The organism is Methylobacterium sp. Leaf469 (assembly GCF_001424745.1).
Lineage (GTDB): Bacteria > Pseudomonadota > Alphaproteobacteria > Rhizobiales > Beijerinckiaceae > Methylobacterium.
Map to the genome: position 1 here is coordinate 1 of NZ_LMRE01000010.1, position 23,611 is coordinate 23,611.

Genomic DNA, 23,611 nt, shown 5'->3' on the forward strand with positions numbered 1-23,611 from the left:
GGCGCGCCATCGCCACCCGGCGCGCCATCGCCACCCGCTACGAGAAGACTGCCGTCAGCTTCATGGGCGTCCTCTCCCTCGCAGCCGCCCTCGATTGGCTCAAGCGATGACACGCCCTAGTGCGGTGTCCGATCGGCTTGGATCGGCTGGGGTTTCGAGGGCGGCGCAGATGTAGTTCGATGCGCGGCTTTCCAAGGAGGAGAGCTGGATGCCCTCAGCCCTGTCAGCCGAGCTGCGTGAACGCGTCGTGGTGGCGATCGAGGCAGGCACCTCACGCCGGGAAGCCGCCAGACGGTTCAAGGTCAGCCTTGCCAGCGCCGTGCGCCGGTACGAGGCCTTCGTGCGGGAAGGACGCACATGGGCCAAGCCGATGGGCAGCGATCAGCATTCACACCGCAGCGAGGCCCAGGCCGACCTGATCCGTCAGACCGACAAGGCCAGGCCCGAACTGTTCCTGCACGAGTTGCGCGCGCAACTCGCCGAATACGGCCTGAAGGTCGGGGTCAGCCGCCTGTCCCGCTTCTTCAAGCGCCACGGCATCACGCGGAAAAAAGAACCGGGCACGCCGCCGAGCAGGATCGGGAGGATGTAAAGGCGGCGCGCCTAGCTTGGTTCGAGCGCCAGCCCGACCTCGATCCGGGCAGGCTCGTGTTCCTGGACGAGACCGCGACCAACACGAAGATGGCGCGTCGCTACGGATGGGCGCCGCGTAGCGAACGCTGCCGGGTGGTCGTGCCGTTCGGGCACTGGAAGACCATCACGGTCACGGCGGGACTGCAGGCCAGCGGCCTGACGGCGACCGCGCTCTTCGACGGCCCCATGACTGGGATCCGCTTCCGCCGCTATGTCGAGGAGACCCTGGTGCCGACCCTGAAGCAGGGTGACGCGGTCGTGCTCGACAACCTGCCCGCTCACAAGGTCAGCGGCATCCGCGAGCGCATCGAGGCGGCCGGCGCCCGCCTGCTCTACCTGCCGGCCTACTCGCCCGACTTCAATCCGATCGAACTTGCCTGTGCCAAGCTCAAGGTCCGTTTGCGAGCCCAGGGCGCCCGCACGGATGTGGACGTCTACGACACGCTCAAACAGGCCTTCGGGCGCTTCACACCGAATGAGCGCCGCAACCACCTCGTGGCCGCAGGCTACGAAACATTCGATCCCATCTGATCGGATGCCGCTCAAGGCGGAAGCGAAAGGGCGAATCGCATAGACATTCCTGTACGATCATGTCGGCGTGCTCGAGCCAGAGTAGCTTGGGTGGTTGCACCCCTTACACGCGGGGTGGCCTTCGACCGGCCTTCCTCGGGTTCGGATCGACCCAGGCAGATGGTGCGTATCCTGACCAGTGACCGGACGTCCGCGCTCGGTATTGGTGCCGATCGCGAGTTAGGAATCTGGATCAAACACAACCGAAAGATGTAAATTCAGTCTGCTCCTGCCCCGATCGGCCGTAGCGGCGGCGTACACTGACACAGCAGTCGGGATCGCTTAACGAATTTGAGCTTAAGTCTCTCTCGAATAATATTACTATGTCGGAGAGATCAAGTTGATCGCCAATCTATCGATTCGAACCCGCCTGATCAGCTCTCTCCTGCTGCTGCTTGCTCTCAACCTCGGGTTGGGTGCCTTCTGTTACGGGCGCCTGACCGCCTTGACGGTAGCGACGGATACGCTCGGCGGCAATGCCCTCCCGTCGACACGGATCATCGGACGCCTGGCCACGAACTTCGAGACGCTGCGGAGCCGGCAACTCGCCTATCTCGTCTCCCGCGAGGAACGCCGCCCGCAATCCCTTCCCCGCCTGCGTGCCAGCATGGCCGACATCGAGGCCGATCTGAAGGATTACGTCGCCTATGTGAGCAACGGAGAGGAGGCGCTCTGGGAGGCGATCAAGAAGACCGTCCCGGCGTACTCGGCCATGGGCGAAGAGTTCCTGCAGCGCATGCAGGCCGGCGACATGAAGGCCGCCACCGATTATCTTCTCGATGGAATGCTGCCGGCGCTCAACGCCGCCCGCACGGCCCTCAAGGCCGATCTCGACTTCAACGACATCCATGGCAAGGAGAGCGTCCAGATCGCGAGTGCGCTCGGCGACAGTGCTCGGCTGGGGATCGCCGCGGTGCTCGCGGTCGTCGTCCTGACCACGCTGGCGATCGGCTGGATGTCCGTGTTCACGATTTCGGCGCCCGTCCAGCGCATGGCCGGAGTGATGAAGCGCGTGGCAGACAACGACACCGCGATCGCCGTGCCCAACGCGGGCGAGCGCAGCGAGATCGGTGCGATGGCCGCCGCCGTCCAGGTGTTCAAGGACAACCTCATCCGCACCCGTCGGCTCGAAGAGGAGACCGCACTCGCGCGGGCCTCCGCCGAGGAACAGCGCAAGCGCACGATGCGCGAACTGGCGGATGGGTTCGAGGCGGCCGTCGGCGGCGTCATCGGCATGGTCTCGTCGTCCGCGACCGAGTTGCAGGCGACGGCGGGTGCGATGAGCGGCACGGCGGCGGAGACCGCCCTGCAATCCTCCGCCGTGGCAGCCGCGGCCGAGGAGGCCGCCACGAACGTCAACACCGTCGCGGCGGCGGCCGAGGAACTCGGCTCGTCGGTGCAGGAGATCGGCCGGCAGGTCGACGGCTCGGCGGACCTCGCGCGCCACGCCGTCGCCGAAGCCGATCAGGCCGGTGCGCTGGTGCAGGAGCTCAGCGCCGCCGTCGCCCGGATCGGCGATGTCGTCGGGCTGATCTCGAACATCGCCGGACAGACGAACCTTCTCGCCCTCAATGCCACCATCGAGGCAGCCCGTGCGGGTACGGCCGGCAAGGGCTTCGCCGTCGTCGCTGCCGAAGTGAAGGCCCTGGCCGAACAGACTGCCAAGGCGACGAACGAGATCTCGGGCCAGATCCTGCGGATCCAGGCCTCGACGGGCCAGGCGGTCGACTCGATCGGCGGCATCACCGGACGCATCCGCGAGATCAGCACCGTCGCCACCTCCATCGCCGCGGCGGTGGAGCAGCAGGGGGCGGCAACGCAGGAGATCGTCCGCAATGTCGCTCAGGCGGCAGCGGGCACGGGCGAGGTCACCGGCAACATCGCGGGCGTGGCCGGGGCCGCCGAGGAGACCGGCGCCGCAGCGAGTCAGGTGCTCGGGGCAGCCTCCGAGCTGTCGCGCCAATCCGAACACCTGAGTGCCGAGGTCGCCCACTTCCTCGCGACCGTGCGGGCGGCCTGACCGGCCCGCACGGTTTGTCTCAGGTCGCCTGCAGGCCGGCCTGCATCTTCACCGGTGAAAACGGCACCGAGCGCATCCGCACACCGGTGGCGTCGAAGACCGCATTCGAGATCGCGGACGGCACGATGGCCGCGGAGGGCTCGCCAGCGCCCCAGGGCTTCTCGGTGGGTCGGTCGATCAACTCCATCACTACCTCGGGGATTTCGGGAAAGGTGAGGATCGGATAGCTCGCCCAGTCCAGGCTCGTCACCGCGCTGCGGTCGAAGGTCACCTCTTCCTTGAGCACGCGGCTGACCGTCTGGATCACGTTGCCCTCGATCTGGCTGCGCACCCCGTCCGGGTTGATGATCTGCCCGCAATCCTGGACCACGAAGAAGCGGGGAACCCGGATCGCTCCCGTTCTGCGCTCGACCTCCACCTCGGCGATACCGGCAACATAGGTCCGGTAAAGTTCGTAGCGCACGTAGGAAATTCCGCGCCCGCGCAGGACGTCGCCGTCCCGCTCGGCCTTGGGGGACAGGCGGTTCTCCCACTTCGCCAGCGCCATCACACGCTCGATCACCTCCGTCCCGCGCGGGTCCTTGAGCGCCCGCAGGCGATACGCCGCCGGATCCACGCCGGCCGCGGCGGCGAGTTCGTCGAGGAAGGCCTCGTTGGCGTAGGTGTTCTGCATCCGGCCCGGCGTTCTGATCCAAGACGGCCGGAGGGGCGTGTCGGCCAGGCGGTGGCAGACCGTCCGCACGTTGGCGATCGTGTAGGGAATCGCCGAATTCTGAATGATGTTGCCGGGCGCGAGCGCCGTCTCGTGCGGCAGGTTGGCGAGATCGGCGGCCACCAGCGGCACGTTGCCGGCACCCCCTTCGGGGACGAAGAACTGCGACGCCCAGGCCACCACGGCGCCGTCCGCATCGAGGCCGGCTTCGAGGTCGATGAGAGTCGGCGGCCCCTTGGGGTCCCAGCCGTGCTCGTCGGCGCGCGACCATTGCACCCGGACCGGCCGGCCCACGGCGCGGGCGAGCAGCGTCGCGTCCGCCGCCGCATCCTCGTGCCCGTTTCGGCCGTAGCAGCCCGAGCCTTCGAGATAGACGCAACGCACGTCCTCCGTGGACATCCGGGTCATCGCCGCGAGCTGCCGCCGGAGGGCGTGGGTCATCTGCGAGGCGGTCCAGCAGGTGAGCGCCCCATCCTTGAACTCCGCCACGGAACAGGAGGGACCGATGGAGCCGTGGGTGTGGATCGCGAAATCGTAGGTCGCCGCGAGCACCCGGGCCGCTCCCTTCAGGGACGCGGCGGCATCGCCGACGTTGCTCGTGACGTCGTCCTTGCTGACCTTCGAGCCGCGCACGTGCTGCCAGAGCCGGGCCTGGTCCGGAAGGGTCGCTGAGGGCGACCAGCGCGGCTTCAGGGCCGCTGCGGCCTTGACGGCGCCCCACTCGGTCTCCGCCACCACGGCGAGGAAGTTGCCCTCCCGAACCACCTTGATCACGCCGGGCAGCGAAAGGGCGTCGGCATCGTCCACCGCCTCCAGGGTCGCCCCGATGGCGGCCGGGCGAACCACCCGTCCGTGCACCATTCCGGGAACCCGGAAATCCTGCATGTAGGTGAAGGTTCCGGTGATCTTGCCCGGCAGGTCGAGGCGCGCCACCGATGTCCCGACGAGGGTGTAGAGGGCCGGATCCTTGGGCTTGGCGTCCTTGTCGACCTTGAGGGCGAAACGCTTCTCCCTGAGGAGGTCGCCGAAGGCGATGCCCGGACCGCCCGTCTTCGGCTGGATGGTGCCGTTCTTGACCAGAAGCGATCCCGGGGTCACCCCGAGGCGCTCGGCCGCAAGTCCGATCAGGGCTTGGCGGGCGGTGGCCGCGGCCTGGCGGATCTGGGCACCGCCGTTCTGGATCGACAGACTGCCGTAGGTCGGGCCCTGGTCCGGTGTCACGCCGGTATCGCCCTGGATCACCGTGACGGACTCGAGGGGCAGGTCGAGTTCCTCGGCTGCCATCTGCGTCAGCGCCGTGCGCACCCCGGTGCCGAGATCGACCTTGCCGGAGAACACCGTCACGCGGCCGTCCGCGCCGATGGCGACAAACCCGTCGACCTCGTCGCCGGCCACGGACTTGGCGAATCCCTTGGTTGGGAGCGCGGGCGGAATCGGCGGCGGTGTCTGCGCTGAGGCGTCTCGCGGCGGAAGCGCGAAGCTCACCACCAGGGCACCGCCACCCTGGAGCAGCGCGCGGCGGGACAGCGTCGTATCGGGCGTCGTGATGCGGGACATGGGCAGCCTCCCGGGTCAGATCGCGGACGCGGCGCGCTTCACGGCGCGTACGATCCGGGCATGGGTGCCGCAGCGGCACAGGTTGGCGCTGAGTTCCTGCTTGATCTCGGCGTCGCTCGGTTTCGCGTTCCGGCTCAGGAGTGCCGCCGATTGCATCACCATGCCGTTGATGCAGTAACCGCATTGCGCCGCCTGCTCGGCGATGAAGGCTGCCTGCACCGGGTGCGGCCCCTCCGGCGAGCCGAGCCCTTCCAGGGTGACGATGGCCTGGCCGGGTTTCAGGCTGGAGAGTGGAGTGATGCAGGAGCGGACGGCCGCCCCGTCGATGTGCACCGTACAGGCGCCGCATTGTCCGAGCCCGCAGCCGAAGCGTGGCCCGTGCAGTTCCAGATCGTTGCGCAGCACGTAGAGCAGCGGCGTCTCGGGATCGTCGACTCGCACACTCACCGCGCGCCCGTTGACGTGGAGGGAGACCGGTTGCGCCATGGCGTGCCTCGAATTGTATTTTTTGGAACCGTTCTAGTGCAGGGGTATCAACCTTTCGCCGAGCCGGTCAACCGGACACGGGGTCCCGCATCAGGATCGTGCCTCGGTCGCGGATGATGGGTGGAGCGCGGCATGCGCCGACTCCATGGCGATTGAAACGGCCGCGACCGCAGCCCTCAGCCTCGGCACCGCGTGATCGACGAAGGCCCGCAGCGCCGCGTTCCGGCGGGGGATGGGATGAAATACGAGGTGAACCGGATTCGGCGGCGGCTCGAACGCTGTAAGTACCGGAACGAGGCGCCCGTGCGCCAGATGTTCGACCACCTGATAGGCCATGGCTCGGCAGACGCCATGACCGCGGACCGCGGCATCGATGGAGGCCCTGGCGCTGTTCAGGACCAGACGTGGCTCCAGCGCCACCGTGATGGGACGAGACCGCGCGGGATTCCGCTCGGTAAAGGGCCAGAGTTCGTGCTCCGTCCCCTCCGCGCCGAGACAGCGGTGCGTCCGAAGATCCTCGGGACGCGCGGGTTGGCCTAGCGCAGCCAGGTAGGCGGGCGCTGCACAGACGAGCCGGCGCATGGCGCCGAGACCTACCGCTGTAAGGCCCGAATCGGGCAGGTCCGCGAGGCGCAGGGCCGCGTCGATCCCCTCCTCGGTCAGGTTGACCACGCGATTGACCAGGAGCACACGCATCGCCACGCCCGGATGCATGGCGAGGAAGTCTTCGACGACGGGCATCAGCTTTTCACGGCCGAAGAGCTCCGGCGCGGTGAGGGTGATCCTGCCTTCCAACCGGTCCGCTATCCTGGCCGTTCCCTCAGCTTCCGCCAGCTCTGCCAGCACGCTCCGGTACACGACGGCCTGACGCTCGCCGACCTCCGTGAGGCGAAGTCCCCGGGTCGAGCGGTGCAGGAGGCGATCGCCGAAGCGCTCCTCCAGCATCGCGACCGCGCGCGTCACGCTGGCCGGTGAGACGCCCGAATGGCGGGCCGCGCGCGCGAACGAGCCGGCGTCGACGACGCCGAGGAACAGCGCCATGGCATCGAGGCGATCCATCGTTGCAGATCCTGAAACACAGCTTTGCAGAGATCCGATATTATTGCGGCAGGCGATGGACGCTACCTCTTCGACAGGAAAAGCGCGGATGCCAAGCGGCGCTGTCGAGGCTGCGGACGGGCACGGAACCGATGCAGCATGGTCAAGCGGTTCGGATCGAGGCTCGTCATGGGCGCCGTAGCGGGCCGCCCCTGCCCTCTCGGCCGCATTCGGGCTTTTCCGAACTCGGCAGGCAGGAGGATCGAATGTCGGTACGCTACGGTAAGCAACAAGTCGGGGACGTCGAGGTGTTCTACCGCGAAGCGGGCCCTGGGGACGCACCCGTGCTGCTCCTGCTTCACGGTTTCCCAACCGCGAGTCACATGTTCCGCGATCTCATCCCGCTCCTGTCCGATCGCTATCGGATCGTCGCCCCAGACCTGCCCGGCTTCGGCAACACGGTCGCCCCGTCCCGCGCCACATTCGCCTACACGTTCGACCACCTGGCCGAGATCATGGAGGGGTTCGTCACTGCGTTGGGGCTGACCCGCTATGCTCTCTACATCTTCGACTATGGGGCGCCGACCGGTCTGCGTCTGGCGATGGATCACCCGGAACGGATCAGCGCCATCATCACCCAAAACGGCAACGCCTATGCGGAGGGTCTGAGCGCGGCGTGGGAACCTTGGCAGGCCTATTGGCGGGATCCGAGCCCGGCGAACCGAATCGCGTGCCGCGCCGCCCTCGAGGAAGCAGCGATCCATATGCAGTACGAGCACGGTGCGCCGGCCGGTCGCATCGGTCCCGACGGTCTGACCCTCGATCTGCACAACATGCGACGCCCCGGTGCGGAAGAGATCCAGCTCGATCTGATTCTGGATTACCGCACGAACGTCGCGCTCTACCCGGCGTTCCAGGCGTATTTTCGCACCCACAGGCCGCCGCTCCTGGCGGTTTGGGGCCGCAACGACCCGTTCTTCCTAGCCGCCGGCGCGGAGGCTTACCGACGCGACCTGCCCGATGCCGAGATCCACTTGCTCGACACGGGGCATTTTGCATTGGAGACGCACCACCGCGAAGTCGCATCCCTGATGCTGGATTTCCTCGCGCGCCGGGTGATTTGACGCCCGGGTTACCGTTTGCCGAAACGTACCGTGGTTCGGCGGAGACGATCGTCTGATCCCGTCTTGCCGGGGCGAACCGACGCGCAGGCGCCAGTCGCCCGCCCCGCGGTCTCGCTCAAGTGGATGTTTCGCCCGTCCAGCGGAGCGTCTCGACCAGAGCACGCAGGGCAGGCGTCACTTGCCGGTTCGGGTAGTAGAGATGGCAGCCGGGAAACGGCGGGCAGTAATCGTCCAGCACCTGCACGAGGTCGCCGGAGGCGAGATCGGCGGCCACGTCGCATTCCAGCATGTAGCCGAGGCCCGCGCCCGCCCGCACCACCGCGCCGGCCAGCGCACCGTCGTTCCCCACGAACTGTCCGCCGGCGCGCACGCGGACCTCGCGTCCGCCTTGGGTGAACTCCCACGGCAAGAGGCCGCCGCCGCCGACGAGCCGGTAGTTGACGCAACGATGCGCCTCGAGGTCGGACGGGACCGCAGGGCGGGCGTGACCCGCAAAGTAGGCGGGTGTTCCGACCACGACCGTGCGCAGGTCCGGGCCGACGCGGACCGCGACCATGTCGCGCTCCACCGAATCCCCAAAACGAATTCCGGCGTCGAAGCCCGTCGCGACGAGATCCGCGAGACGATCATCGACGACCACTTCGACGGAGACCGCCGGATAGGCGAGGAGAAAGCCGGGAAGGGACGGCTCGAGCACCGTTCGGGCGCCGAAGGCGAACGTGGTCAATCGGAGAGTGCCGGACGGCTCACCACGCCAGTCGGCCAGGGCCGCGAGGCCGCGCGCGACCTCATCCAATGCCGGCCCGAGGGAGCGCAGCAATCGTTCGCCCGCGGGCGTCGGAGCGACGCTGCGTGTCGTCCGTGCGAGCAAGCGTAGGCCGAGACGCGTTTCCAGTCCGCGCATCGCATGACTGAGGGCGGAGGGCGACAGCCCGATCTCGGCCGCCGCCCGGGTGAAACTGCGGGTGCGCGCCACTGCCGCGAAGGCCGCGAGATCATCGAGTTCACCGCGTCGCATTGCTGCATCCCGTTCACAGACCCATGCCGTTCGATCCGGCTTATCGCCCCCCACGACGTGGCGCTAATGCTCGGTGACTTCATCGGGGGAGCATAAAAATGGATCTGACGCATTACCGGGCACTCGGTCGGTCGGGGCTGGCAGTGAGCCCGCTGGCGCTGGGCACCATGACCTTCGGAACCGCGCGATGGGGCCTCGACGAGAACAGCAGCCGCGCCGTGTTCGATGCCTATGTCGAGGCGGGCGGCAATTTCGTGGATACGGCCGACGTCTACGCGAACGGCACCAGCGAGGCGATGGTCGGTCGCTTCGTCAAGGAGCGCCGCCTGCGCGACCGAATCGTCGTTGCGACCAAGTTCGGATTCTCTGCGGGAAACGGACCGCATGCGGGGGGTTGCGGGGCCAAACACATCCACACGGCGATCGATGGGTCCCTACGACGTCTCGAGACGGATTTCATCGACCTGTACTGGGTCCACGTGTGGGATGGGATCACGCCGGCCGAGGAACTGCTGGAGACGATGAGTGGCCTCATTCGGGTGGGCAAGATCCGCCACTGGGGCGTGTCGAACACCCCCGCCTGGTACGCAGCCAAGCTCGCGACACTCGCTTCCGTGCGTGGCCTCCCCGGGCCGATCGGGCTCCAGTACTTCTATTCCCTGGTGAACCGGGACGTCGAGGACGAGCATATTCCCCTCGCGGCCGAGTTCGGCATGGGCATGGTGCCCTGGTCGCCCCTCGCCTACGGGCTCCTGACGGGTAAATACGATCGCGCAACCGTCGCTGCGGCGTCATCGCGTGGGTCTGGCCTGCCCAGGGACGCGGCGAAGGCGGGAGAAGTCCGTCCGGCCGACGACAGGCGCCTCGATGGTGCCAACCCGTTCGGCGACAGCCTGTTCACGCCTCGCAACTGGGAGATCGTCGAGGCGGTGCGCCGGGTGGCGGACGAGATCGGACAATCACCCGCGCGGGTCGCCCTGGCCTGGGTCGTGGGCCGGCCCGGCGTCGCTTCGACCCTGATGGGCGTCGGCCGGGCGGCTCAGGTCGCCGACAATATAGCGGCCCTCGAACTCGCGCTGTCCTCAGAGCATCGCGCCGGTCTCGATGCCGTGAGTGCGCCTGCCGAGCCGCGCCTGATCTATCGCTTGGCACGGCCCCCGCTCCGGCAGCAGGTGATCTTCGGCGGCAGCCGCGTCGAGGGATCGACCGAAGCGACGTTGCGACGGGACTGACGAAATCGCGCACGTTCCCGGTCACGCGCCGGTCAGGCTTGGTCCCCCCTCGGCGGCGTAGGCGTTGATGAGGGCGGCGAGCAATCCGGGAAATCGCGCCTCGACTTCGCGCCAACGCGAGTGATTCCGCATCTCGACGCCGTGACGCTCGCTGCGAATCACGCCGGCCTCGCGGAGCACCTTGAAGTGATTGGACAGCGATGAGGGCGGAATGACGCGATTTCCCACCGCGGAGACGGCGGAGCAGGCCTCCACGCACCCGGGGCCGACCGAAGATGTCCGGCCACCCGCCGCGACGCATATCCCCCGATCGAAGACGATGACGGAACTCGGATGCCGGCATCACCGCAACGGGCCCTGGTAAATGGAGGCCGCCAAGGCCGCCCCGATGCGCTAGGCCAGCCCATATGCCGGGCGTCGGCCGCGGGTCCGCGAAAATTCGGTCTCGCGGGCGCCGATCCGATCATCGGCTTTCGCATTCCAACCCGCATCACGCGGATTTCTGAAGAGGCGTCTGCCGACCGTCGCGTGATCCGTCGACACGGGAGCTGTGTCCAAGAACGCGATGTGCTAGCCTCCTTCCGCCATGCACCTTCCTTCACTCCCCCGGCGGCTGCTCACCACGATCCTTCGGGTCGCGGTTCTCGCCGTCATGGTGATGGGTATGGTCCTGGGCCATGCCGGACACACCCATCCGCCGGGCGGGGCAAGTGCGGCGGCATCCGCCGTAGGCTTAGGACAGGCTGATCCGGATCACCCGACCCGGCACCACGCTTCGTCCGAAATTCCGGCGGCCGGGCACGAAGGCAAAGCCGCGGCGCCGGAGACCTGCCCGGGCTGCTGTTCCTGCCCGGTCCTGGCTGTTCAAGCCTCCGGCACGGTGGATGGCGTCTGGGAAAAGTCAGGGCGCGTGATGCCGGCAACGGATCGGGCGCATCCCAGCGCGGTGCTGGAGGCTCTGGCGGAACCACCTCGATCCTTCGTGTGAGACGCGCCTGACGCCGCCTCCCTTTGGGGTGCGGCGACCGTCCCATCCTGCAAGGTTTCGACACGATGACAATTCGGCTTCCGGCTGCCCTCGGGGCGGCGGTTCTGACGTTCGGCCTTTGGTCGGCGACGCCCCGGGCACATGAGGGGCACGACCACGGCGATGCGGGAAAGTCCGCGCCCGCCGCCCAGGCGCCCCGCGGCACCTCATCGACGGATGGCCTCGAGCTGGTCGCGGTTGCCCGAAACGGCACCGTGACCGTGTTCGTCGACCGGGTGTCGACCAACGAGCCGGTGACGGACGCTTCGGTGACGGCGGAGACTCCGGAGGGAACCGCGACGGTGACGGCCGCTGCCGATGGGAGCTACCGCCTCGACGCGCATTGGAGCGAGAAGCCGGGCGAGTACGATGTCCCGTTCACCGTCACGACGAACGGTGCCTCGGACATCTTCCCCGTCACCCTGACCGTTCCCGTACCGCCGGTCCCCCCGGCCGGTGCAGGCACCCCGGCCTGGGCGGCGGGGCTCGCCGTGGCTCACGATTTTCGCCAGCACCTCGGGCAGGCCGATCCACTCCCCATGATCATCGGCGGCGCCGGGTTCCTCCTCGGCGTGGTGGTGACTCTCTTGGTCCGAGGCCGGCGCCTCGCTCCGGCCCTCGGCATCCTCGTGCTGGCCGCCGGTCTGCTGTTCGGTCCGCCGGCCTTCGCGCATGAGGGGCACGACCATGGCGAGAGCGCCGCGACCGGGATGCCCATGGCGTCGGCCGGCGCCCAGGATCTGGCCCAGCGCATGCCCGACGGCTCGGTGTTCGTGCCCAAACCCACCCAGCGCATCCTGACCGTCCGGACCATCGTCACGGCCTCCGACCTCCTGGCCCGGACGACCGAGCTGCCCGGTCGGATCATCGCCGATCCGAACGGCAGCGGCGTGGTCCAGTCGTCCGTCGGGGGCCGCCTGTCGCCGCCGGCCTCGGAGGCCTTTCCGCGTCTCGGCACGCGGGTGAAGAAGGGCGAGGTGCTGGCGACCGTGACCCCGCCGGTCCAGGCGGTCGACGTCTCCGACATGCGCCAGCGTCAGGGCGAACTCGATCAGCAGATCACCATCATGGAACGGCGGGTCGATCGCTTCCGCAAGCTGGCGCCGGGCGGCTCGGTCTCACAGGTTCAGCTCGACGACGCGCAGGCCGAACTGAAGGGATTGACGGACCGCCGCGTCGCCCTCGACGGCGTCCGTCAGCAGCCCGAGGCGCTGGTGGCGCCGGTCTCCGGCGTCGTCGCGGAAGCCAATGCCGTCGCCGGGCAGATGGCGAGCCCGGGCGCGATGGTGTTCCATATCGTCGATCCCGCGCGGCTCTGGGTCGAAGCGCTGAGCTTCGACGCCCTCGCGAGCACCCAGGACGCCACGGCCCGCCTCGCGGACGGCCGGGTTCTGACGCTGAAATACATGGGCGCAGGACTTGCCGACCGCAGTCAGGCGGTGCCCATGCACTTCGCCGTTCAGAATGCGCCGGCCGAACTGCGCACGGGCCAGTTCGTGACGGTGCTGGCGGCGACGGATACGCAGCAGAAGGGCTTGGCGCTGCCCCGCGCCAGCGTCGTCCGTGGCTCGAACGGGCAGAACATCGTCTACGAGCACACGCAGCCCGAGCGATTCGAGCCGCGTGAGGTCCAGGTCGAGCCCCTCGACGCCACCCGCCTGCTGGTGGTGTCGGGGGTGGGTCCGGGCAAGCGGATCGTGACCCAGGGCGCCGAACTCCTCAATCAGGTTCGTTGAAGGAGCCGGCGCCATGTTCACCTTCCTCGTCACGCAATCCCTGCGAAACCGCCTAGTCGTTCTGGCCGTCGCCGCCGTGCTGGTCGTCTACGGCGCGTTCACCGCGATCCGGCTTCCCGTCGACGTCTTCCCGGACCTCAACCGCCCGACCGTCACCATCATGACCGAGGCGGAAGGCCTCGCCCCGCAGGAAGTCGAGCAACTCGTCACCTTCCCGCTGGAGACGCAGATGAACGGGCTTCCGGGCGTCGCCCGCGTCCGCTCCGTCTCCGGGGTCGGCCTGTCGGTCATCTACGTCGAGTTCGACTGGAACACGGACATCTATCGCAATCGCCAGCAGGTCTCGGAACGCCTCGCGATGGCGCGGACCCAGCTGCCGCCCACGGTCAATCCGATGATGGGTCCGATCTCGTCCATCATGGGGCAGATCGTGATGGTGGCGGTGACGGGCGACACCGTGTCGGCCATGCAGCTGCGCGAGATCGCCGACTTCACGATCCGGCCGCGCATCCTGTCCATTCCGGGTGTCGCCCAAGTCATCCCGATGGGCGGCGAGGTACGTCAGTTCCGGGTCGCACCCCAGCCAACGGCCCTGCGAGCCCTCGGAGTCACCCACGGCCAGCTCGAGACGGCGCTCGCGCAGTTCGGAATCAACACAGGCGGTGGCTTCACCGACCAGTACGCGCGCGAATATCTCATCCGCAACCTCAGCCGAACGATGAACCTCGACGACCTGCGCAACATGGTCGTGGCGACGGTCGAGAAGAAGCCGGTCTTCCTCCGCCAGGTCGCCGACGTGTCGTTCGCCGCCAAGGTGAAGCGCGGGGACGCCGGCTACATGGGTGCCCCCGCCGTCGTGGTCTCCGTCGAGAAGCAGCCCGGTGTCGACACCGTGCAGCTGACCGCTTCCGTGGAGAGCGCATTGAAGGACATCACCGCCTCCCTGCCCAAGGGCGTACGGGCCGACCGGCTCATCTTCCGGCAGGCGAACTTCATCGAGACCTCGATCCGCAACGTCGAGACGGTCCTGATGGAGGCCATCGTCGTGGTGGCTCTGGTGCTGTTCGCCTTCCTGCTCAACGTCCGGACCACGGCGATCTCTCTCACGGCGATCCCGGTCTCGATTCTCGCCACCGCGGTGATCTTTCACTTCGCCGGGCTGTCCATCAACACGATGACGCTGGGCGGACTCGCCATCGCCATCGGCGAACTCGTCGACGACGCCGTGGTCGATGTCGAGAACATCTTCCGGCGCCTTCGGGAGAACCGGGCCGAGGGCAACCCGCGCTCGGTGTTCGACGTGGTGGTCTCGGCCTCGCAGGAGGTGCGCTCGGGCATCGTCTACGCGACGATGGTCATCGTGCTGGTGTTCGTGCCCCTGTTCGCCCTGTCGGGCATCGAGGGGCGTCTGTTCGCGCCGCTGGGCCAAGCCTACATCATCTCGATTCTCGCGAGCCTCGTCGTCTCCATCACCCTGACGCCCGTGATGGCCTATTACCTGCTCCCGGGGCTGAAGCGCCTCGACGAACACGAGAGCGGCCTGATCCGGAGTCTCAAGCGCGGCGTCGCCGCTTTGCTCCGTCCGGCCTTGGGCAACGGCCGCCCGATCATGGTCCTCGCGGCCCTCGCCGTGGCGTTGTCCGGAATCGCCGCGACGTTCCTGCCCCGGGCCTTCCTGCCTCCGTTCAACGAAGGCTCGTTCACCGTCAACATGACCTTCAACCCGGGCATCTCGCTCACCGAGAGCAACCGGGTCGGGCTCCTGGCCGAACGCATGCTCCTGGGCATTCCGGACGTGCTCTCCGTTGGCCGGCGCACCGGCCGGGCCGAGCTCGACGAACATGCCGAGGGCGTCCATTCGTCTGATCTCGAGATCGACCTGAAGCCCGGTGCCCGTTCGAAGTCGGAGCTCGTCGCCGATATCCGCAACCGGCTCGCGGTCCTGCCGGTCAACGTCAATGTCGGTCAACCGATCTCGCATCGCCTCGACCACATGCTCTCCGGGGTACGGGCGGAGATCGCCCTCAAGGTGTTCGGAGAGGACCTCGACACCCTTCGCACGGTTGCCGAAGACCTGCGCCGGCGCATGTCCGGCATGCCCGGCATTGCCGACCTGCAGGTCGAGAAGCAGGTGCTGATCCCGCAGCTGGAAATCCGCGTCGACTACGCCCGGGCCGCCCTCTACGGGGTGCAGCCCGCGGCCCTGGTGGAGCAGCTGAGCCGCCTGTCGAACGGCCAAGTCGTCTCGCGGGTCGTCGACGGCTATCGCCGCTTCGACGTGGTGATGCGCCTGTCCGACACGCAGCGCACCACCCAGCGCCTCGGCGATCTCCTCATCGAGACCCCATCCGGCTGGGTCCCGGCGCGGCAGATCGCCGATATCCGCGAGACGGACGGACCGAACCAGATCCTGCGCGAGAATGCGCGCCGCCGCATCGTCGTGCAGGCCAACACGGCGGCCGGCGCCGACATGGGCAAGGTCGTTGCCGGCATCCGGGAGCAGATCGGTGCCGCCAACTTGCCCGACGGCTACGTCACCCATCTCGAAGGCTCGTTCCAGGCCCAGGCGGAGGCGAGCCGCACCATCGGCCTGCTCTCGCTGCTCTCGCTGGCGCTGGTCTTCACGCTCCTGTTCAGCCGCTATCGCTCCGTCGTCCTTACGCTGATCATCCTGGGCAGCATTCCGCTCGCCCTGATCGGTTCGGTGGCCGCCCTCTGGATCGCCGGGCAGCCCCTGTCGGTCGCCTCGATGATCGGGTTCATCACCCTCACGGGTATCGCGACGCGCAACGGCATCCTGAAGATCAGCCACTGGCTCAACCTGGCGATCCAGGAGGGACTGCCCTTCGGGCCGGACCTCGTCATCCGCGGCAGCCTCGAGCGGCTCACGCCGGTGCTCATGACCGCGCTCTCCGCAGGGGTCGCGCTGGCGCCGCTCCTCATCGGTGCGGATGCGCCGGGCAAGGAAATCCTGCATCCGGTCGCCGTCACGATCTTCGGCGGCCTGATCAGCGCTACCCTGCTCGACACGATCTTGACCCCGATCCTGTTCCTGACCTTCGGCCGTAAGCCGCTGGAACGCCTGCGTGCCGAAGCCCATGCCGCACAGAGTTCCACGGTCGCCCCCCGGGGTACGCCGGCCGAGGCCTTCTGAATCCGCCACCTCCACGAGACAGCGAGAATTTCATGCGCCCCCTCATCGCCACGACCTTTGCCGCGCTCCTGGCCGTCTCTCTTCCCGCACGGGCCGCCTGTCCGAACGGGGGAACCACCACCGTCGTGGACGGCCACCCCATCGAGTTCGTCAGTTCCGACACGGATCTGACCTTCTTCATCTCGGACGAAGACGGCAGGCCCGTGGACACGGCGGGCCTGACGGCCAAGGCTTTCGTGCTGCGGAGCGGCAAGACCGAGACCGTGACGCTGAAGGGAGCCGAGCCGAACAAACTCATAGGCCCCCTGACGGCCCCCCTGGCGGCCGGCGCGAAGGTCACCCTGTCGGCAAAGCTGCATGGCCACAACCTGCAGGCGCGCTTCGAGAAATAGCGGCGCGATCGCATCGACGGCGTTCGATCCTGCGGATGAGGGGGCTTCAGGGGGGCCGAAGCTCGTCGCTCCGCCACCGACGACGCGTCTCACCGACGCGAGCACCCCATCGACGAAGCGACGCATGGTGGGCTGGCGTTGGGCCCTCTTTCGGAACGATGTTGCTGTTGAGGGCCGCGCTAAATCGATCCAACCGTCACGACCGCGCCATCGGGTATGGCGAGTTCGCGCGACACGATGGTTTGAGGCGCCCCCATTGTTGCGACTGCCATGACCACCGGAAGGCCAGACGAGATCCGGCCACTCGCCGCGCTACTCCTTGCCGAGCACCGTATCGCCCCTGGCATAGACCCGCCTATGGTCGGCGGCCGAGAGGTTGCCGCGCTCGTCCTGCTGGGCCTCACGAGCCTTGGCGTTCCGCGCGTGGGTCTTGTCCTCGATCGGATACTTGTCCTCAATCGGATACTTGCGCTCGCCCGGCAGAGCGAATTTCCTTTCGGGCAACGTCTCCCGATCCTCGCTTTCGAGCTTGGACATCGCAGTCGTCCTCATGCCTCCTTCAGCCGACGCCGAAGAAGCACCGATGTGCCGGGCGGCCGTGTCGAGGCAGGGATCGCTGCGTCTGCGATAGCGCCAACCGGCACCGGCCCTTCACCGCCGACACCCACCCGCCACGGACCGAGGCGATATGGGCAGGAAGGGAGACGCGCACCGGAATCGTCAGGCGGAATCATCGGGCGCCCGGAGGCGGTAGCCGACGCCGGTCTCGGTCAGAAGGATGCGCGGCCGCTCGGGATCGGCCTCCAGCTTCTGGCGAAGCTGGCGGATGTAGACGCGCAGGTATTGCGGGTCGGATGAGGTCGAGACCGCGTTCATGAGCTGGGCGTGGGTCAGTGCCTTGCCGGCATGCTGGACCAGGACCCGCAGGAAATCGTACTCGCGCGGCGTCAGCTTCACCTCCGCGCCCCCCACGCGGACGATGCGGCGCACGAGGTCGACGCTGAGACCATCGACTTCGAACACGGCCCGCTCGCCGTGGACGGCGAGCTGGTGGCGCAGGGCCGCACGGATGCGTGCGAGCAACTCGCCCATGCCGAAGGGCTTCGTCACGTAATCGTCGGCGCCGAGATCGAGGGCTTCGACCTTGCCACCCTCGTCGTCGCGGCTCGACAGAACCACGACGGGCAGATCGCGGTGATCCTTGCGAATGGTCCGGAGCAGATCGTGCCCCCGCATGTCGGGCAGGCCGAGGTCGAGGATGATCAGGTCCACCGTCTCGCGGGCCAGGATGTCGAGGGCGGTACGGGCGTTCGGCGCCTCGCAGATGGCGTACCCTTGCGTCGCCAAGCCCATGCGCAGGAGCTTCCGGATCGGCGGTTCGTCGTCGATGACCAGGATGTTCACGCTCATGCCGGGTGGTCGTCCTTCGCGCGGTCCGACGGTAGAACGGGCAGCAGGATGGTGAAGGCGGCGCCGAGCCGGTCGCGCCGGTTGGCGGCCGTCAGCGTCCCGCCCATCGCTTCGACGAAGCCGCGTGCGATGGCGAGTCCGAGCCCCGTTCCGGCCCGGACACTGTCGGATTTCCGGACCCTGTAGAATTTGTCGAAGACCCGTTCGACCTCGGCCTCGGGCATGCCGTCGCCTTCGTCGAGGATTTGGAGGCGCACCCGTTCCCCTTCGACCGAACCCGCGACCGTGATCGCGGACCCTTCCGGTGCGTATTTGGCGGCATTGTCGAGGAGGTTGACCATCACCTGCTCGAACAGGACGGGATCGAGCCGGAGGGCAGGCAGGGCGGCTGGCACATCGAGCATCACGCGGTGTCCGGCCAGGGTCAGCCCGAGCCTGCGCAGGGCGGTGTCGACGAGTTCGCCGAGGTCCTGCTGCGTCAGGCTCGCGGCCACCGCCCCGGCTTCCAGGCGGGTCATGTCGAGCAGGTTGACGATGAAGCGGTTCAGTCGCTCCGATTCGGCGATGATGGTTTCGAGAAGGTCCGCCTTGGCGTCGCGCGGGAGCGCATCGTCGAGGTCGCGCAGGGTCGTGGCCGCTCCGAGCACCGAGGCGAGCGGCGTGCGCAGATCGTGCGAGATGGAGGTCAGCAGGGCTTGGCGCAGCCGGTCGGTCTCCGCGGCGCGCTCGGCCCGGTCGAGGCTCTCCACCAGCCGGACGCGCTCGATGGCGAGGGCCGCCATGTCGGCGAGGGCATCGAACAGTCGCCGTCCCTCGGGCGAAAGGATCGGCCCGCCGCCATCGGCGTCGAGCCCGATCACCCCGATGCCGCCGCGGCCGGTGCGCATGGGCAGGAACAGCCGTCGCGCGCCCGGCAAAGTATCCGCGCCCCGGCCCGCCGGGCGTTCGTTGTCGAAGGCCCAGGTCGCGGCGCCGAGATCGGCCGCATCGAGGGTATCCTCGGGCGGAAAGCCGGCCCGGACCGTGACCGCCCCGTCCTGGGGCAGCAGGATGACGACCCGGACCTTCAGCATCGCCGCCACCTGGGCCGACGTCGCCCATAGCACGTCGTCGAGGGTGCCGCAGCCCGCGAGCGTGCGGCTGAAGCCGTAGAGGCGCTCCGTGGCGCGGGCCCGCCCCTGCGAGACCAGGGCGTCCCGCCGCGAACGGGAGGCGAGGTTCGAGACCACCACGGCGACTGCAGTGAACAGCAGGAACGCGGCGATGTTGGTCGGGTCCGCGATGGTGAGGGTGTAGACCGGCGGCAGGAAGAAGAAGTTGTACGACAGCGAGGCGGCGACGACGGCGGCGAGGGAGGGCCCGAGGCCGAAGCGTATGGCGACGGCGACGATGGCGGTGAGCAGGATCAGGTCGGCGTTCTCAACGCCGAGATACGGCTCGACCAAGAGGGCGAGGGCGAGGGACGCGGCGGTCCCGAGAAGGCCGACTCCGTAGGGCACGAACTCGAACGGGCGCTTCGTCGGTTCAGTGGCGACGGTCGTGACCGGAACCGGCGCGGCAGCTTCGCCCGCGATGACGTGGATGCTGATGGTCCCGGAGCGTCGGACGAGGTCGTGCACCACCGAGCCGTTGAGGAGTTCGAACAGTGGCGAGCGGTCGGACTTGCCGAGGATGATGTGATTGACGTTGGCGGAGCGCGCATGGGCGAGGATGCTGTCGGCGATCCGGCGTCCGCCCGGTAGGATCACGGTCTCGCCCCCGAGGCGGTCGGCCAGCCGCAGGGTGTCGGCGATGCGGTCGCGCGCCGCCTCGTCGAGGGCGAGACTCCGGGGACCTTCCACCGTGAGGGCGGTCCAGGGGGCGTGCAGCCGGTCGGCCAGGCGCTTGGCGTGGCGCACGAGGCCGGCGGAGCGCGGATCCTCGCTGACGCAGACGAGCACCCGTTCGCCCGCCCCCCACGGACCCGCGATGGCGTTGGCCCGCATGTGGTTGAGAAGCTCGTCGTCGACCCGGTCGGCGGTGCGGCGCAGCGCCAGCTCGCGCAGGGCCGTGAGGTTGCCGCGGGAGAAGTAGTGACGCAGGGCGCGCTCGGCGTTGGCCTTCACGTAGACCTTGCCGTCCTTCAGGCGCTGAATGAGGTCGTCCGGATTGAGATCGATGACCTCGATGTCGTCGGCGCGGTCGAGAATGCCGTCGGGCACCGTCTCTCGGACGCGGATGCGGGTGATCTGAGCGACGACGTCGTTCAGGCTTTCGACGTGCTGGATGTTGAGGGTGGTGTAGACGTCGATCCCGGCATCGAGGAGTTCCTCCACGTCCTGGTAGCGCTTCGGGTGACGCGAATCCGGCGCGTTGGTGTGGGCGAGCTCGTCCACGAGGGCGAGGCCCGGCCGGCGCGCGAGGAGTGCGTCGAGATCCAGCTCCTCCAGGACCGTGCGGTGATACGGGACCGCCCGGCGCGCCACCACCTCGAAGCCCGCCATGAGGGCTTCGGTCTCGGCCCGTCCATGTGCCTCGACGAGGCCGACGACGACGTCGGTACCGGCCCTGAGCCGGGCGCGACCGACGGTGAGCATCTCGTAGGTCTTGCCGACGCCGGGCGCCGCCCCGAGGAAGATCTTGAGGCGGCCGCGGCGGCCCTCCTCCCGGCGCGCGGCTTCCAGCAGTGCGTCGGGCGAGGGCCGGTCGGGGTCGCGCGGGGGGACCTTCTTCGGGGGGCGGCTCATCCGGCTCTGGTCACTCCGGCCTCAGGTCGTCGAGGGCGAGGTTGAGGGCGAGCACGTTCACCCGCGGCTCGCCCAAGATTCCGAGCAGGCGACCCTGGACGCGGGCCTGCACGAGATCCCGAACCCGGTCCTCGGGCAGGCGGCGCGCCCGCGCGACGCGCGGCACCTGGAACAGGGCAGCGTCCGGGGAAAGGTCCGGATCGAGGCCGGAACCGCTCGCAGTGACGAGGTCGACGGGTACGCTCCTTCCCGGGTTCTCGGCCCGGCGCGCCGCGAGGTCGGCGCGCACGCGCTCGGCCAGGGCGGCGCTGGTCGGGCCGAGGTTCGAGCCCGAGGAGTTCGCCGCATTGTAGGGCGACGGGACGGTCTTGCCCGCATCGGCCGGGTCGGCGGCGCTGGTCGCAGACGGACGGCCCTGGAAGTAGCGCTCGGTGGTGAAGGCTTGCCCGATCAGGCGGGAGCCGACGATCCGTCCGTCGCGCTCGATCAGGCTCCCGGCGGCCTGCGCCGGGAAGAGGGCGCCCGCGAGGCCGGTCATCGCCAGGGGATAGGCGAGCCCGGTGATCACCCCGAGGGCGATGAGGAGCACGAGGGCGGGGCGAAGCTGATTCAACATGACGGAGTTCTCGACGGTAGCAGGGAGGCGCGGCTCAGACGAGGTGCAGGGCGGTGATCGTCAGATCGATGGCCTTGATGCCCACGAACGGCACAAGGATGCCGCCGACCCCATAGACGGCGAGGTTCCGGCCGAGCAGAGCGCCCGCCCCGACCGCCCGGTAGGACACGCCGCGCAGGGCCAGGGGGATCAGAGCGACGATGATCAGGGCGTTGAAGACGATGGCCGATAGGATCGCGCTTTCGGGAGAGGCGAGCCCCATGACGTTGAGGCCTTGGAGCTGAGGATAGAGCCCGAGGAACATCGCCGGGATGATGGCGAAGTATTTGGCGACATCGTTGGCAATGGAGAACGTGGTCAGGGCGCCCCGCGTCATGAGAAGCTGCTTGCCGATCCCGACGATCTCGATGAGCTTGGTCGGATCGCTGTCGAGGTCGACCATGTTGCCGGCCTCGCGGGCCGCCACGGTGCCGGTGTTCATGGCGACGCCCACATCGGCCTGGGCCAGGGCCGGGGCGTCGTTGGTGCCGTCGCCGCACATGGCGACGAGCTTGCCTTGAGCCTGCTCCCGGCGGATCAGCGCGAGCTTGTCCTCCGGGGTCGCCTGGGCGAGGAAGTCGTCGACACCGGCCTCGGCGGCGATGGCGGCCGCGGTCATGGGATTGTCGCCGGTGATCATCACCGTGCGGATGCCCATCCGGCGCAGCTCGGCGAAACGCTCGCGGATGCCACCCTTCACGATGTCCTTGAGATAGATCACGCCGAGCAGTCGGCCGTCGCGGGAGACGGCGAGGGGCGTGCCGCCGGCCTTGGCGACGTCCTCGGCGATGGCTTGGATCTCTCGGATCGCCTCCGGGGCCGCGCCCGTGCCGTAATCCAGGGCGACGCTCGAGCCGTGGGTCGCCATGGGCTGCCGGCTCACCGACCCGATGATCGATTCCACGGCACCCTTGCGGATGGAGGATCCGTCGAGGTCGACGCCGCTCATTCGGGTCTGCGCCGTGAACGGCACGAAGGTCGCGCTCAGGCTCGCCATGTCGCGGGCCCGGATGCCGTAGCGGTCCTTGGCCAGGACCACGATGGACCGGCCCTCGGGGGTCTCGTCGGCGAAGGATGCCAACTGGGCGGCGTCGGCCAGATTCCGCTCCGACACGCCGCGCACGGGGCGGAACTCCGTCGCCTGCCGGTTGCCGAGCGTGATGGTGCCGGTCTTGTCGAGGAGGAGCGTATCGACGTCGCCGGCGGCTTCCACGGCGCGGCCCGACATGGCGAGGACATTGAAGCGCACCAGCCTGTCCATGCCGGCGATGCCGATGGCGGAGAGGAGCGCCCCGATGGTGGTCGGGATCAGGGTCACGAACAGGGCAACGAGGACGATGACGGGAATCGTGCCGCCCGCATAGGTGGCAAAGCTCGGGATCGAGGCGACGGCGAAGACGAAGACGAGGGTGAGCCCCGCGAGCAGGATGTTGAGGGCGATCTCGTTCGGGGTCTTCTGCCGCGCCGCGCCCTCCACGAGGGCGATCATCCGATCGACGAAGGTCGAGCCGGCGGCGGCCGTGATTCGCACCCGGATCTCGTCGGACAGCACCTGGGTGCCGCCGGTGACGGCCGAGCGGTCGCCGCCGGATTCGCGGATGACGGGGGCGGATTCGCCGGTGATGGCGGCCTCGTTCACGGAGGCCACGCCGAGGATGACCTCTCCGTCGGAGGGGATGATGTCGCCCGCCTCGACCAGCACCACGTCGCCGACCGTGAGGCTGTTGCCCGGCACCATCTCGTGATCCCGTCCGGGTCCGGTGAGGCGCTTCGCCATGGTCTCGGTGCGGGAGCGTCGGAGACTGTCGGCCTGGGCCTTGCCGCGTCCCTCGGCGATGGCCTCGGCGAAGTTGGCGAACAGAAGGGTGAACCAGAGCCACAGGACGATCTGGCCCGAGAAGGCGAGGTTGGCGCCGCCCGTGACGACGTCCCGGACGAACAGGATCGTGGTCAGGACGGCGACCACCTCGACCACGAACATGACCGGGTTCCGGACCATCGTCCGGGGGTCGAGCTTGGTCAGGGCGCCGACGAGGGCCGGCCCGACGAGGGCGGCCTGAAACAGGCTTGTGGCGTTTGGGCGAGTCATGGCGTCTATCCGGAGCGGGGGATTCTGAGGAG

The 23,611-nt window shown here is 68.3% G+C and carries 16 protein-coding genes and 1 pseudogene; 7 read left to right on the forward strand and 10 right to left on the reverse strand.

Annotated features, from left to right (window positions below):
• The first annotated feature begins 208 nt into the window (after positions 1-208).
• A protein-coding gene (locus tag ASG60_RS21875) for an IS630 family transposase (RefSeq protein WP_156398834.1) occupies positions 209-1,164 on the forward strand; the annotation gives its coding sequence in 2 pieces (ribosomal slippage) (positions 209-554 and positions 554-1,164; 957 coding nt in all).
• A 379-nt stretch (positions 1,165-1,543) separates the two neighbouring features.
• Complete coding sequence (locus ASG60_RS07290; RefSeq protein ID WP_056384764.1) at positions 1,544-3,223, forward strand: methyl-accepting chemotaxis protein; 1,680 nt, start codon at positions 1,544-1,546, stop codon at positions 3,221-3,223.
• Positions 3,224-3,242: 19 nt separating this feature from the next.
• Here the strand turns inward: ASG60_RS07290 and ASG60_RS07295 are convergent, their stop codons facing one another.
• The 3 genes from ASG60_RS07295 to ASG60_RS07305 form a co-directional block, all read right to left on the reverse strand.
• The gene (locus tag ASG60_RS07295; protein WP_056384766.1) at positions 3,243-5,492 is read right to left on the reverse strand and encodes a molybdopterin cofactor-binding domain-containing protein; all 2,250 of its coding nucleotides are present in this window, start codon (positions 5,490-5,492) and stop codon (positions 3,243-3,245) included.
• Positions 5,493-5,507: 15 nt separating this feature from the next.
• Positions 5,508-5,978, reverse strand: a complete 471-nt coding sequence (locus ASG60_RS07300) for a (2Fe-2S)-binding protein (protein ID WP_056304232.1) — start codon at positions 5,976-5,978, stop codon at positions 5,508-5,510.
• A gap of 90 nt (positions 5,979-6,068) precedes the next feature.
• On the reverse strand, positions 6,069-7,037 hold the full coding sequence (locus ASG60_RS07305) for a LysR family transcriptional regulator (RefSeq protein WP_056384768.1): 969 nt from the start codon (positions 7,035-7,037) through the stop codon (positions 6,069-6,071).
• 245 nt (positions 7,038-7,282) lie between these two features.
• Here ASG60_RS07305 and ASG60_RS07310 point away from each other — a divergent pair, with 245 nt between their 5' ends.
• On the forward strand, positions 7,283-8,140 hold the full coding sequence (locus ASG60_RS07310) for an alpha/beta hydrolase (RefSeq protein WP_056384770.1): 858 nt from the start codon (positions 7,283-7,285) through the stop codon (positions 8,138-8,140).
• Between the two features lie 115 nt (positions 8,141-8,255).
• Here ASG60_RS07310 and ASG60_RS07315 read toward each other — a convergent pair whose 3' ends face one another.
• The gene (locus ASG60_RS07315) at positions 8,256-9,158 is read right to left on the reverse strand and encodes a LysR family transcriptional regulator (protein WP_056384772.1); all 903 of its coding nucleotides are present in this window, start codon (positions 9,156-9,158) and stop codon (positions 8,256-8,258) included.
• A 98-nt stretch (positions 9,159-9,256) separates the two neighbouring features.
• Between ASG60_RS07315 and ASG60_RS07320 the strand changes: the two genes are divergently transcribed.
• Complete coding sequence (locus tag ASG60_RS07320) at positions 9,257-10,390, forward strand: aldo/keto reductase (RefSeq protein ID WP_056384775.1); 1,134 nt, start codon at positions 9,257-9,259, stop codon at positions 10,388-10,390.
• Positions 10,391-10,411: 21 nt separating this feature from the next.
• Here the strand turns inward: ASG60_RS07320 and ASG60_RS07325 are convergent.
• A pseudogene (locus ASG60_RS07325) lies at positions 10,412-10,651 on the reverse strand (helix-turn-helix domain-containing protein); the annotation flags it as partial.
• A 792-nt stretch (positions 10,652-11,443) separates the two neighbouring features.
• Here ASG60_RS07325 and ASG60_RS07330 point away from each other — a divergent pair.
• Genes ASG60_RS07330 through ASG60_RS07340 form a run of 3 tightly spaced genes read left to right on the forward strand, consistent with a single transcriptional unit; the run spans position 11,444 to position 16,699 of the window.
• A complete protein-coding gene (locus ASG60_RS07330; protein WP_056174947.1) occupies positions 11,444-13,153 on the forward strand; it encodes an HlyD family efflux transporter periplasmic adaptor subunit in 1,710 nt (569 codons plus the stop codon).
• A 13-nt stretch (positions 13,154-13,166) separates the two neighbouring features.
• On the forward strand, positions 13,167-16,307 hold the full coding sequence (locus ASG60_RS07335) for an efflux RND transporter permease subunit (RefSeq protein WP_056384779.1): 3,141 nt from the start codon (positions 13,167-13,169) through the stop codon (positions 16,305-16,307).
• Between the two features lie 32 nt (positions 16,308-16,339).
• A complete protein-coding gene (locus ASG60_RS07340) occupies positions 16,340-16,699 on the forward strand; it encodes a hypothetical protein (RefSeq protein WP_056384781.1) in 360 nt (119 codons plus the stop codon).
• A gap of 312 nt (positions 16,700-17,011) precedes the next feature.
• Here ASG60_RS07340 and ASG60_RS07345 read toward each other — a convergent pair whose 3' ends face one another.
• The 5 genes from ASG60_RS07345 to kdpB all read right to left on the reverse strand — a co-directional run bounded on the left by ASG60_RS07345 (position 17,012) and on the right by kdpB (position 23,579).
• Entirely contained in the window at positions 17,012-17,236 is a 225-nt protein-coding gene (locus ASG60_RS07345) for a hypothetical protein (RefSeq protein ID WP_056384818.1), read from the reverse strand.
• A 183-nt stretch (positions 17,237-17,419) separates the two neighbouring features.
• Positions 17,420-18,109, reverse strand: coding sequence for a response regulator transcription factor (locus ASG60_RS07350; RefSeq protein ID WP_056384783.1), 690 nt, complete (start codon positions 18,107-18,109; stop codon positions 17,420-17,422).
• Entirely contained in the window at positions 18,106-20,835 is a 2,730-nt protein-coding gene (locus ASG60_RS07355; protein WP_056384786.1) for a sensor histidine kinase KdpD, read from the reverse strand. Before ASG60_RS07355 ends, ASG60_RS07350 begins: the two co-directional genes overlap by 4 nt.
• Before the next feature lie 10 nt (positions 20,836-20,845).
• The gene (locus ASG60_RS07360) at positions 20,846-21,451 is read right to left on the reverse strand and encodes a K(+)-transporting ATPase subunit C (RefSeq protein WP_056384787.1); all 606 of its coding nucleotides are present in this window, start codon (positions 21,449-21,451) and stop codon (positions 20,846-20,848) included.
• 34 nt (positions 21,452-21,485) lie between these two features.
• Positions 21,486-23,579, reverse strand: coding sequence for a potassium-transporting ATPase subunit KdpB (gene kdpB, locus ASG60_RS07365; protein ID WP_056384789.1), 2,094 nt, complete (start codon positions 23,577-23,579; stop codon positions 21,486-21,488).
• Between the last annotated feature and the right edge of the window lie 32 nt (positions 23,580-23,611).